The 13,416-nt window shown below is 60.0% G+C and carries 3 protein-coding genes and 2 rRNA genes; all 5 read right to left on the bottom strand.

Annotated features, from left to right (window positions below; genetic code table 11):
* Positions 1-84: 84 nt before the first annotated feature.
* The 5 genes from ACNAOU_RS04280 to ACNAOU_RS04260 all read right to left on the bottom strand — a co-directional run bounded on the left by ACNAOU_RS04280 (position 85) and on the right by ACNAOU_RS04260 (position 13,351).
* Positions 85-3,228 (bottom strand): 23S ribosomal RNA (locus ACNAOU_RS04280).
* A 545-nt stretch (positions 3,229-3,773) separates the two neighbouring features.
* Positions 3,774-5,292, bottom strand: a 16S ribosomal RNA gene (locus ACNAOU_RS04275).
* The 16S and 23S rRNA genes sit together here, the layout of an rRNA operon.
* A gap of 523 nt (positions 5,293-5,815) precedes the next feature.
* Positions 5,816-9,469, bottom strand: coding sequence for a 1,4-alpha-glucan branching enzyme (locus ACNAOU_RS04270; RefSeq protein WP_413303722.1), 3,654 nt, complete (start codon positions 9,467-9,469; stop codon positions 5,816-5,818).
* 1 nt (position 9,470) lies between these two features.
* Positions 9,471-11,267: a maltose alpha-D-glucosyltransferase gene (gene treS / locus ACNAOU_RS04265; protein ID WP_018777880.1), complete on the bottom strand. Its 1,797-nt coding sequence runs from the start codon at positions 11,265-11,267 to the stop codon at positions 9,471-9,473.
* The gene (locus tag ACNAOU_RS04260; RefSeq protein ID WP_422758112.1) at positions 11,267-13,351 is read right to left on the bottom strand and encodes an alpha-1,4-glucan--maltose-1-phosphate maltosyltransferase; all 2,085 of its coding nucleotides are present in this window, start codon (positions 13,349-13,351) and stop codon (positions 11,267-11,269) included. Before ACNAOU_RS04260 ends, treS begins: the two co-directional genes overlap by 1 nt.
* Between the last annotated feature and the right edge of the window lie 65 nt (positions 13,352-13,416).

The raw sequence follows: 13,416 nt of genomic DNA, 5'->3' as shown, positions 1-13,416 counted from the left end.
ACTGTGGTGTTATGTAGTTGTTGTTGGTTCCTGGAACGGTTGTTGTTCGGGAACCACATAGTGGACGCGTGCAGTGTTTTGTGTGTGGTGTAAGTTGTTGGCCTATTAGTACCGGTCAGCTTCACGAGTCTTTAGTCCTCGCTTCCACATCCGGCCTATCAACCCAGTGGTCTGGCTGGGGGCCTCTCACACATAATGTGTATGGAAATCTCATCTTGAAGCGAGCTTCCCGCTTAGATGCTTTCAGCGGTTATCCCATCCGAACGTAGCTAATCAGCGATGCACTTGGCAGTACAACTGACACACCAGAGGTTCGTCCGTCCCGGTCCTCTCGTACTAAGGACAGCCCTTCTCAAATTTCCTGCGCGCGCAGCGGATAGGGACCGAACTGTCTCACGACGTTCTAAACCCAGCTCGCGTACCGCTTTAATGGGCGAACAGCCCAACCCTTGGGACCTACTCCAGCCCCAGGATGCGACGAGCCGACATCGAGGTGCCAAACCATGCCGTCGATATGGACTCTTGGGCAAGATCAGCCTGTTATCCCCGAGGTACCTTTTATCCGTTGAGCGACGGCCATTCCACAATGTACCGCCGGATCACTAGTCCCGACTTTCGTCCCTGCTCGAGATGTCTCTCTCACAGTCAAGCTCCCTTGTGCACTTACACTCGACACCTGATTGCCAACCAGGCTGAGGGAACCTTTGGGCGCCTCCGTTACTTTTTAGGAGGCAACCGCCCCAGTTAAACTACCCATCAGGCACTGTCCCTGACCCGGATCACGGGCCGAAGTTAGATGTCCAAAGTGACCAGAGTGGTATTTCAACGATGACTCCACCCGAACTGGCGTCCGGGTTTCAACGTCTCCCACCTATCCTACACAAGCCACTCCGAACACCAATACCAAACTATAGTAAAGGTCTCGGGGTCTTTCCGTCCTGCTGCGCGTAACGAGCATCTTTACTCGTACTGCAATTTCGCCGAGTTTATGGTTGAGACAGCGGGGAAGTCGTTACTCCATTCGTGCAGGTCGGAACTTACCCGACAAGGAATTTCGCTACCTTAGGATGGTTATAGTTACCACCGCCGTTTACTGGGGCTTAAATTCTCAGCTTCGCCACAAGTGGCTAACCGGTCCTCTTAACCTTCCAGCACCGGGCAGGAGTCAGTCCGTATACATCGTCTTGCGACTTCGCACGGACCTGTGTTTTTAGTAAACAGTCGCTTCCCCCTGGTCTCTGCGGCCCACACCCGCTCACGGAGAGCAAGTCTCCATCACGGGGCAGGCCCCCCTTCTCCCGAAGTTACGGGGGCATTTTGCCGAGTTCCTTAACCATAATTCTCTCGATCGCCTTGGTATTCTCTACCTGATCACCTGTGTCGGTTTGGGGTACGGGCGGCTAAAACCTCGCGTCGATGCTTTTCTTGGCAGCATAGGATCACCGGATCCCCCCTTACGGGAGTCCCATCAGATCTCAGGAACGTGCTCGAAGCACACAGGAACGGATTTGCCTATCCCTGACCCTACATCCTTAGACCGGGGCAACCATCGCCCGGCCCGGCTACCTTCCTGCGTCACACCTGTTAATACGCTTACCTCCCGGGATCAGGTCCCGCGCTCGGCCAAAACCCACAACACCACAAGGGTGAGCGGGCAGGCTCCGGGCGGTTAGTATCCCCCGCTTGGCATGGGCGGTTTTTCGCCGGTACGGGAATATCAACCCGTTGTCCATCGACTACGCCTGTCGGCCTCGCCTTAGGTCCCGACTTACCCAGGGCAGATTAGCTTGACCCTGGAACCCTTGATCATTCGGCGGACGGGTTTCTCACCCGTCTTTCGCTACTCATGCCTGCATTCTCACTCGTGTAGGCTCCACCGCTGGTTTCCACCGCGACTTCACTGCCCACACGACGCTCCCCTACCACTCCACACCCCTGAACCACGAAGGCTAGGGTACTGTGTGAAATCCACAACTTCGGCGGTGTACTTGAGCCCCGCTACATTGTCGGCGCGGAATCACTTGACCAGTGAGCTATTACGCACTCTTTCAAGGATGGCTGCTTCTAAGCCAACCTCCTGGTTGTCTTCGCAACTCCACATCCTTTCCCACTTAGCACACGCTTAGGGGCCTTAGTTGGTGGTCTGGGCTGTTTCCCTCTCGACTATGAAGCTTATCCCCCACAGTCTCACTGCTGCGCTCTGACTTACCGGCATTCGGAGTTTGGCTGACGTCAGTAACCTTGTAGGGCCCATCGGCCATCCAGTAGCTCTACCTCCGGCAAGAAACACGCAACGCTGCACCTAAATGCATTTCGGGGAGAACCAGCTATCACGGAGTTTGATTGGCCTTTCACCCCTACCCACAGCTCATCCCCTCCATTTTCAACTGAAGTGGGTTCGGTCCTCCACGACGTCTTACCGTCGCTTCAACCTGGCCATGGGTAGATCACTCCGCTTCGGGTCTAGATCACGCCACTACACTCGCCCTATTCAGACTCGCTTTCGCTACGGCTACCCCACACGGGTTAACCTCGCGACGTAACACTAACTCGCAGGCTCATTCTTCAAAAGGCACGCCGTCACAGTAACAAGACTGCTCCGACGGATTGTAAGCACACGGTTTCAGGTACTGTTTCACTCCCCTCCCGGGGTACTTTTCACCTTTCCCTCACGGTACTGGTCCGCTATCGGTCATTAGGAAGTATTTAGGCTTATCAGGTGGTCCTGACAGATTCGCACGGGATTTCTCGGGCCCCGTGCTACTTGGGATACTCTCCAGGCGGCACACAACATTACGGTTACGGGGCTCACACCCTCTCTGGCCGGCCTTTCAAGACCGTTCACCTATGCACGCACTCTCACCTCACTGGCCCGGCAGAACCAGAACGGAAAGTCCCACAACCCCGCCCATGCAACGCCCGCCGGCTATCACACATGGAAACGGTTTAGCCTGATCCGCGTTCGCTCGCCACTACTAACGGAATCACTCTTGTTTTCTCTTCCTGCGGGTACTGAGATGTTTCACTTCCCCGCGTTCCCCCCACGCACCCTATGTGTTCAGATGCGGGTCACACAATCACCATGACAGCGTTGTGCGGGGTTTCCCCATTCGGACATCCTGGGATCAACGCTCGGTTATCAACTCCCCCAGGCTTATCGCAGATTCCTACGTCCTTCTTCGGCTCCTAATGCCAAGGCATCCACCGTGTGCCCTTAAAAACTTGACCACACAAACATGATCAAAAACTTACTCGAGAGAACCACGAGCCACTACGGCCCAAGGTTCATTCATAAGAAATTGCTGTATGGAACACACACACCAAAGCGTGTATGTCCCAGATGCTCGCGTCCACTATGTAGTTCTCAAACAACAACCCCATCAACCAACCCCCCAACCCGCCACAACCCACACACGCAGGCCGCAACACAAAGACCGGAGGAACCGGCTGCAGGAACAAAAGAAACACCAGAAGTGCCCCCCTGCATTGCTGCAAAAAGGTCCTGTTGCCTCAGGACCCAACAGTGCGCCAAACACAACCCCCACCAGCCACACCCCGGACACGTTCCCAACAACCCACACCCCCACACAAAGCAGGAGCACGAACCGCCGTACTAGCACCAGGACACAACCACGAAAGCCATGCCAAAAAAATGATTCGTTGATATTCCACCCATGAGCACCCACCGCAGAACAAACGCCTGCGCAATGGGCAACACTGACAACAACCAGACACCCCATGCAGGGCACCAATCATTGCAAGCAGCTCCTTAGAAAGGAGGTGATCCAGCCGCACCTTCCGGTACGGCTACCTTGTTACGACTTAGTCCCAATCGCCGGTCCCACCTTCGACGGCTCCCCCCACAAGGGTTAGGCCACCGGCTTCGGGTGTTACCAACTTTCGTGACTTGACGGGCGGTGTGTACAAGGCCCGGGAACGTATTCACCGCAGCGTTGCTGATCTGCGATTACTAGCGACTCCGACTTCATGGGGTCGAGTTGCAGACCCCAATCCGAACTGAGACCGGCTTTTTGGGATTAGCTCCACCTCACAGTATCGCAACCCTTTGTACCGGCCATTGTAGCATGCGTGAAGCCCAAGACATAAGGGGCATGATGATTTGACGTCGTCCCCACCTTCCTCCGAGTTGACCCCGGCAGTCTCCTATGAGTCCCCGGCCGAACCGCTGGCAACATAGAACGAGGGTTGCGCTCGTTGCGGGACTTAACCCAACATCTCACGACACGAGCTGACGACAACCATGCACCACCTGTAAACCGACCGCAAGCGGGGCACCTGTTTCCAGGTCTTTCCGGTTCATGTCAAGCCTTGGTAAGGTTCTTCGCGTTGCATCGAATTAATCCGCATGCTCCGCCGCTTGTGCGGGCCCCCGTCAATTCCTTTGAGTTTTAGCCTTGCGGCCGTACTCCCCAGGCGGGGCACTTAATGCGTTAGCTACGGCGCGGAAAACGTGGAATGTCCCCCACACCTAGTGCCCAACGTTTACGGCATGGACTACCAGGGTATCTAATCCTGTTCGCTCCCCATGCTTTCGCTCCTCAGCGTCAGTTACAGCCCAGAGACCTGCCTTCGCCATCGGTGTTCCTCCTGATATCTGCGCATTTCACCGCTACACCAGGAATTCCAGTCTCCCCTACTGCACTCTAGTCTGCCCGTACCCACTGCAGAACCGGAGTTGAGCCCCGGTCTTTCACAGCAGACGCGACAAACCGCCTACGAGCTCTTTACGCCCAATAATTCCGGATAACGCTTGCGCCCTACGTATTACCGCGGCTGCTGGCACGTAGTTAGCCGGCGCTTCTTCTGCAGGTACCGTCACTTACGCTTCTTCCCTACTGAAAGAGGTTTACAACCCGAAGGCCGTCATCCCTCACGCGGCGTCGCTGCATCAGGCTTGCGCCCATTGTGCAATATTCCCCACTGCTGCCTCCCGTAGGAGTCTGGGCCGTGTCTCAGTCCCAGTGTGGCCGGTCACCCTCTCAGGCCGGCTACCCGTCGTCGCCTTGGTAGGCCATTACCCCACCAACAAGCTGATAGGCCGCGAGTCCATCCAAAACCACAAAAGCTTTCCACCCCCCACCATGCGATGAGGAGTCATATCCGGTATTAGACCCAGTTTCCCAGGCTTATCCCAGAGTCAAGGGCAGGTTACTCACGTGTTACTCACCCGTTCGCCACTAATCCCCCAGCAAGCTGGGATCATCGTTCGACTTGCATGTGTTAAGCACGCCGCCAGCGTTCATCCTGAGCCAGGATCAAACTCTCCGTTGAAGTAAAACAAAATCAAACAGACACAACCACACCCACCGGAAATAACGGCAAACACGGCTGCACAAAATTCGAAACCAGCTGAAAACCAGACCACCACACACGGGGGTGCGCAGCAACCTGGCAAAATTTCAACCAATCAATAAAACAATCGGTATCAACAAACTTGGCACACTATTGAGTTCTCAAACAACAGACACTACCGACACCACCCACACCCCACAGGGTCCAGGATCGCTCCGGAGCAACTTTCCAAACTTACCGGCTACTTCCCTCCGAGTCAAATCGGCAAGCTTGACTTGATTTTTCCTTGCGGTTTCTTGTCAGCTTGCGATCTCAACTCGTGGAGCAGCGCGGGTATTAACTATACACACACTCTGCCGGGTTGGCAAAGCCCCTCTCCGATGGACTCCCTGGGCCCAACGAAAGCAGGCAACACTCCCCGGCCGCAGTGAGGGAGCGTTGCCTGGAAACACCGGTTATGTGAGCGGGCGTCGGGCCCAATCACGCGGGAACTGGAGAGGCGTTACTCAGCCGGCGTGAACCAGGATGCTCCGAGCGGCGGCAGCGTGACGGACAGCGCCGCCGGCTGCCCGTCCGTGCCGGGGGCAGTGGCCTTCAGCGAACCGGCGTTCACCACACCTGACCCGCCATATGCTTCGGCATCGGTGTTCAGGACTTCGGTCCACTCCCCCGCCAGCGGAACACCCAGGATGTATTCCTGGTGCGGACCGCCGGAGAAGTTCACCGCGCAGACCAACGGCTTGCCGTTGTTGCCCCAGCGGATGAAGGTGAGGACGTTATGGTCCGCGTCGCCACCGTTGATCCACTGGAACCCGCCGGCCTCGTTGTCCTTCTCGTAGAGCGCAGGAGTGGCGGCGTACACCTCGTTGAGGTCCTTGACCAGGAGCTGCAGGCCGCGGTGAGCCGGAATGTCGGAGAGGAACCAGTCCAGTCCGTACTGCTCGGACCACTCCGCTTCCTGGCCGAACTCAGTACCCATGAAGATGAGCTGCTTGCCGGGGTGCGACCACTGGTACGCGAAGAAGGCACGAAGGTTGGCCAGTTGCTGCCAGCGGTCGCCCGGCATCTTGCGCAGCATGGAGCCTTTCCCATGGACCACCTCGTCATGGCTGATGGGCAGGAGGAAGTTCTCCGTGAACGCATAAACCAGCGAGAAGGTGATGGTGCCGTGGTGCCACTTGCGGTTGATGGGGTCTTCGGAGATGTACTTCAGGGAGTCGTGCATCCAGCCCATGTTCCACTTCAGGCCAAAGCCCAGACCGCCGTGGTTGGTGGGTGCCGTAACGCCGGGGAATGCGGTGGACTCCTCGGCAATGACGATAGCGCCGGGGTGTGACTTGTAGACCGTCGCGTTGACTTCCTGCATGAAGGAGATGGCTTCCAGGTTCTCCCTGCCGCCGAACTTGTTCGGGCGCCACTGACCCTCCTCGCGGGAGTAGTCGAGGTAGATCATGGAGGCCACGGCGTCCACGCGCAAGCCGTCTATGTGGAACTCCTCCAGCCAATACAGCGCGTTGGCCACCAGGAAGTTCCGGACCTCGCTGCGGCCGAAGTCGAAAATCAGCGTGCCCCAGTCCGGGTGTTCGCCCAGCGCCGGATCGGAGTGCTCGTACAACGGCTGGCCGTCGAACTGGGCCAGCGCCCAGGAATCCTTGGGGAAGTGGGCAGGGACCCAGTCCAGAAGGACGCCGATACCGGCCTGATGGAGCGAGTCCACCAGGAACCGGAACTCATCCGGGTGCCCGAAGCGTGAGGTCGGGGCAAAGTATGACGTCACCTGGTAACCCCATGAGCCGCCGAACGGGTGCTCGGCGACGGGCATGAATTCAACGTGGGTGAAGCCAAGCCACTTCACGTACTCGACGAGTTCCTTGGCAAGTTCCTTGTAGCCCAGACCCAACCGCCAGGAGCCCAGGTGGACTTCGTAGACGCTCATGGGCGAGTTGTGCGGATCCCGCTTGGCCCGGGCAGCCATCCAGTCCGCGTCCTTGAAGCGGTAGCTGGCGTCCACTACCCGCGATGCCGTGAGCGGAGGGACCTCGGTCCCGAAGGCCAGCGGGTCGGCTTTCTCGATCCACTGACCCGCCTTGGTCAGGATCTCGTATTTGTAGCACGCCCCTGCTACAACACCTGGAATGAAGAGCTCCCAGACGCCCGAGGACCCCAGCGAGCGCATTCCGTGCGAGCGTCCGTCCCAACCGTTGAAGTCACCCTTCACGCGGACAGCCTGCGCATTCGGCGCCCACACAGCGAAGGAAACACCATCCACGTCGCTCAAGGCGGACCGGTAGTGCTGGACGTGCGCACCCAGGACATCCCAGAGCCGTTCGTGGCGGCCTTCGCCGATCAGGTGCAGGTCAACCTCACCCACAGTGGGCAGGTAGTGGTAGGGGTCATCGATGGTGACGGGTTCGACGTCGTACACCACTTCCAAACGGTAGTCCGGCACATGCCCGGCCTGCAGCGGTTCCAGGACCGCTGTCCATACTCCGTGCGACTCGTGTTCCATGGGGGTGCGGCCGGTCTCCGTCACCACGGTGACGGACTTGGCCAGGTGCTTCACTGTCCTGATGGTCACGTGGCCGTGGTCATCTAGGTGGGCGCCAAGGACCGAATGCGGCGCGTGGTAAGCGCCGGCCGCCACGCGTTCCAAGGTCTCGGAGTCCACGTGCAAGGGAACTCGGGGCCGTTCGGTACGTGCTGAGCCAGTCATGTCATTACCTTCCGCTGTTGCTGCCGCATGCTTGCCGCGGCTTGTGTTGTCGAGGATCCGTCGGGATGCGTTCACCGGTATCGACAACCAGTCGGGCCGGTTACGCAGCTCGTACACCACCTCGTATAAGGCCTTGTCCAGCCACAATGCCACAAAGAGCGGCGACTGGAGGTCAATGGTTCCCGGGGTGACTTCGCTGTACCCCTCAAGGAAGGCGGCAGCACAGTCATCCACCCAGGTCTCCGGTACCTGCGCGTCAGGATTCTCCCTGGTCGCGGCACCGGCGGCGTAGTCGAACGAGCGCAACATGCCGGTGACATCGCGGAGCGGAAGATCAGGGGTGTTCCGCTCGTCGATCGTCCGCAGCGGCTCGCCCTCAAAGTCCAGGATCGCCCAGCGGCCCGGTTGCGCCCCGTTACCGGCAACCCGCAGGATCTGGCCCAGGTGGAGATCACCGTGGACGCGCTGCAGCTGTCCCACGGCCCGGGGCTCCAGGGCCGCCAGCAGTTCTTCAAGGTTTGCGTCATAGGGCCCGACGGCGGACGCCGCCTCAGCCCACGACTGCCGGACCCGCCGGGCAACAGTGGCGATGATGTCCGGGCCCTGCTCCTGGCCGTCATGGGTGCCGAAGGTTTCCGCCAGCCTGGCGTGAACCGTGGCGGTGGCGTTGCCGAGTCCCCGCGCTTCAGCCGTGAAGTCGTTGCCGGCCGCGGCGGCATCAACAGCCAGACGCCAGGCGTCCAGGCCGCCGAGCAGGAATTCGTGCGCGACTGTCAGCTCACCTGTGGCCACTGCACCGTCTTTCGACGCCGGTTCATTCCACGAGCCCGTGATCCAACCCAGCGTCGCGGGAACCTCGCTGGTCCCTGCAGCGGTCAGCGCCGCACCCAGCTCAACCTCGGGATTCCGGCCGGGCGAAAGCACCCGGAAGATCTTGACGATCGCCGCCGAGTCACCGTCGTCGATAATGACGGACGTGTTGGACTGTTCGCCGGAAAGGACCCGCACGGACACCGGGTTTTCCGGAAGCGGGACGCGGCCACGGGTGAGGTGGCCGCGGGCTGAACCAACATTCCCTTCGCTGCGCATGAGCTGCAGCCACGCCGTGACGAATTCGGAGTCGTAGACGGCGTCGTACACCAAACGAAGGCCCAGTTCCGGATCCGTGTACTCGCCCAAAAGCGCCGAAGGCGCATCCACAAGCGGTTGGTTGTGGAAGCTCAACGGCACCTGGACCACATCGGTCCGGGGACCGCCGTCGGCCGTCCGGTGGGTGACGGCCAGCACCAGGACCTCCAACACAGCGTCGCCGCTGGCCTGAAGTCTGAAGCCGCCCACCTGCTCCAACGCGAAGTCGGGGCTCTTGACCGGGAACCAGCGTTTGCCGGGAAGCCAGGTCCGCAGAAGTCCTTCAATGGAGGGGTTCAAGTTTTCCTTGTTCATCTCATCCTTTGGAGGTCACCACTGGAATCGCCTGGGTAAAAGGCGACGAGGGATTCGAAAATGCCGAGCGTACCCGCAGCCAGTAGAAGCTGTGGCTGCCCAGCATCACGGTCAGGTGACCGTTGTCACCGACGGCCGGGAAAGGCTGACCGCCAAAAATATCGCGCAAGCCGCGGCCTGCGAACTCGGGGATATCCAACGTTGCCGCGACCGGGTGCTGCGAGAGGTTGAAGACACAGAGAATGGTTTCCGCGTCTTCCCCTTCCGGGTTTCCTGCGGGAAGCTCACGTACGTAGGCCAACACCACCTCGTGGTCGGCCTCGATGTGCCGGAAACCGCCCAAGCCGAATACCGGGTGGTTCTTCCGGACACTAAGGATCTGCCGGGTCCACCGGAGCAGGGAGCCTGAGTGTGCGGCTTCGGCCTCGACGTTGGCCATGCTGTAGTTGTAGACCAGCGACTGGATTACCGGAAGATACAGCTTGCCCGGGTCCGCCGAGGAGAACCCGGCGTTGCGGTCCGGGTTCCACTGCATGGGGGTGCGGACGGCATCGCGGTCATCAAGCCAGATGTTGTCGCCCATGCCGATTTCGTCCCCGTAGTACAGGAACGGGCTGCCGGGCAGGGACAGCAGCAGCGCATTGATGAGCTCGATCTCGGAGCGGGAGTTGTCCAGGAGCGGTGCCAGACGGCGGCGGATACCGATGTTGGCCCGCATGCGTGGATCCGGCGCGTACCAGCCAAGCATGGCCGCACGCTCCTCCGCAGGCACCATCTCCAGAGTCAGCTCGTCGTGGTTCCGCAGGAAAGTACCCCACTGCGCACCCCGCGGGATTTCCGGCGTATCGCGCAGCGTGTCAATGATCGGCGCGGCTTTCTGGTCACGGAGTGCGTAATACAGCCTGGGCATGATCGGGAAGTGGAAAGCCATGTGGCATTCGGGCGCTTCTTCTGTCCCGAAATACTCCACCACTTCGTGCGGAGGCTGGTTGGCCTCCGCAATGATCACCCTGCCCGGATAGTTCGCATCCACCATCCGGCGCAGGTCCTGCAGGAAGGTGTGGGTCGCCGGCAGGTTCTCGCAATTAGTGCCCTCCTCTTCGAAGAGGTACGGAATGGCGTCAGCCCGGAAGCCGTCGATGCCCTGGTCCAGCCAGAACCTGATGACGTCGTAGAGAGCCTCGATGACCTTTGGGTTTTCGAAGTTCAGATCCGGCTGGTGGCTGAAGAACCGGTGCCAAAAGAACTGCCGACGGATGGGATCGAAGGTCCAGTTCGATTCCTCCGTGTCAACAAAGATGATGCGGGCGTCCTGGTACTTCTCGTCCGTGTCGCTCCAGACATAGAAATCACCGTAGGGACCGGTGGGATCCTTGCGGGACTCCTGGAACCAGGGGTGCTGGTCAGACGTGTGGTTCAGCGGAAGGTCGATGATCACCCGGACGCCACGGGCGTGGGCCTCGGCCACCAGCCGTTTGAAGTCGCTGATGGTACCGAATTCGTCCAGCACCGAGGTGTAGTCCGCGATGTCGTAGCCGCCATCGCGCAACGGGGAATGGAAGAACGGCGGCAGCCAGAGGCAGTCAACGCCCAGCCACTGAAGGTAGTCCAGTTTGTCGATCAGGCCTTGGAAGTCGCCGGAACCATCCCCGTTGGCATCCGCAAAAGCCCGCACCAGTACCTCGTAGAAGACTGCCTTCCGGTACCAGAGCGGATCATGCTGGAGGCCGGGGGCGTTCAACTCGAAGGTGTTCTTCGGGGTGAAGTACTGGCTGGGATTCTGCGGAGAAAAACTCACTAAGGCTGCCTCCGGATGCTCAGGACGTGTGCCGGTTCAACGTGGGCATCGAGGCGGACATAGTTGTGCTCGCCCCACCACCAGCTCTGGCCGCTGATGAGGTCGTCAACACGGAAGAGCCCGTCTTCGTTGAGATCGGCCGGGTCAAGGTCCAAGGCCGCCAGATCCAGTGAAACGGTGCTTTCACGGGCACTGTGCGGATCCACGTTGACCACCATGATCAAGGTGTCCTTGGTACCGTCAGCCAACGTCTTGTGCTTGGAGTAGACGATCGTGGCGTCATCGGTGCTGCGGTGGATGGTCAGGTTCTGCAGGTCACCCAGCGCCAAGTGGTCCTTGCGGATGGTGTTCAGGCGTGTGATGTACGGGGCCAGCGTCCGGCCGGATTCGGCGGCACCGTCCCAGTCCCGGGCTTTGTACTCGTACTTCTCGTTGTCGATGTACTCTTCCGCGCCGGGACGGGCCACGTGTTCGTACAGCTCGTAGCCGGCGTAGACGCCCCACAGCGGGCTGGCCGTCGCTGCAAGGACGGCCCGGATGCGGAAGGCCGCGGGTCCGCCGTACTGCAGGTACTCGGTAAGGATGTCCGGGGTGTTGACGAAGAAGTTCGGACGGAAGTATGCCGGGCTCACGTGGCTGACTTCGTGGAAGTACTCCTCCAGCTCGGTCTTGGTGTTCCGCCAGGTGAAGTACGTGTAGGACTGCTGGAATCCGGCCCTGCCCAAAGCATGCATCATGGGCGGGCGTGTGAAGGCCTCCGCAAGGAATACGACTTCGGGGTTCTTCTTATTGATCTTGCCGATCAGCCATTCCCAGAACCACACCGGCTTGGTGTGCGGGTTGTCCACGCGGAAAATCTTGACCCCGTGACTGATCCACAACTGCACGATGCGCAGGATCTCCTTGGAGAGGCCCGCGGGGTCGTTGTCGAAGTTCAGGGGGTAGATGTCCTGGTACTTCTTTGGCGGGTTCTCGGCGTAGGCGATCGAACCGTCCACGCGGGTGGTGAACCATTCCGGGTTTGACGTGACCCAGGGGTGGTCCGGAGCTGCCTGCAACGCCAAATCCAGGGCCACTTCCAGGCCAAGCTCATTGGCCCGGGCCACGAAAGCGTCAAAGTCCTCGAAGGTTCCGAGCTCCGGGTGGATCGCGTCGTGTCCGCCGTCCTTGGAACCAATGGCCCATGGCGAACCGGGATCCTGCGGCCCCGGAGTCAAGGTGTTGTTACGGCCCTTGCGGTGCTGGAAACCGATCGGGTGGATGGGCGGCAGGTAGATGACGTCGAAGCCCATGTTCGCGACGGCGTCGAGCCTCTTGGCCGCCGTGCGGAAGTTGCCGGACGTCCACACCCCGGTGGAGTGGTCCAGGACGGCGCCTTCAGAACGCGGGAAGAACTCGTACCAGGAACCACGCCCCGCCAGGTCGCGCTCCACTTGAAGCGGAAAGCGCTCCGAAACGGTCACCAGCTCGCGGATGGGAAGACGCCCGACGGCGGCCAGCACCTCAGGGCTGAAGCCGGCGCCAAGGCGCTCCTCGGCTGTCTTGGTGGTATCGGAAAGCACGACGGAAGCGGCACGCAGGGTGCGCTTTTCAGCGCCGGTGCGACCGGCGTCGTCGGCTGCTCCCGCGAGGAGGGCTGCGCCTTCGGCGAGCATCAACTCAACGTCAATGCCCGCGGCGACCTTCACCTCGGCATTGTGGTGCCAGGTGCCGTAGCGGTCATGCCATGCCTCAATGACGAAGGACCAGGCGCCGGTGCCGCTGGGGGTGATCAGGCCCTCCCAGCGGTCCAGGCCCTTCCACTGCTCGCCTTGGGCCGGGTGCAGTCGCACGCGCTGGCGCTCCCTGCCCCGGGGATCGAGAAGCACGGCGGAGACGCCCAGCTGGTCATGCCCCTCTCGGAAGACGGTGGCTCCGACCACCAGATCCTCGCCAGGCAACGCTTTCGCGGGGAAACGGCCACCCTCAACCACCGGCTGCACGGCAGTGATGGGGAACCGCCCGAAGCGAAGGCCGGCGGTGATGTCCGAGGTCGTCTTGGAATTCAGAACGGTGGTGGTTCGCGCAGTTTTCGTCACAACCATGACGTTAGCGACAAAAATCACAGAATGCTAAGCAAACGAGGTTTCTCCTTGACGCAAGATGACTT

This window comes from Paenarthrobacter sp. C1, from assembly GCF_049315185.1.
In the GTDB taxonomy this organism is placed as follows: Bacteria; Actinomycetota; Actinomycetes; order Actinomycetales; family Micrococcaceae; genus Arthrobacter; species Arthrobacter nicotinovorans.
The sequence above is the reverse complement of the archived record's forward strand: the minus strand, read 5'-3'. Positions and strand labels throughout refer to the sequence as shown.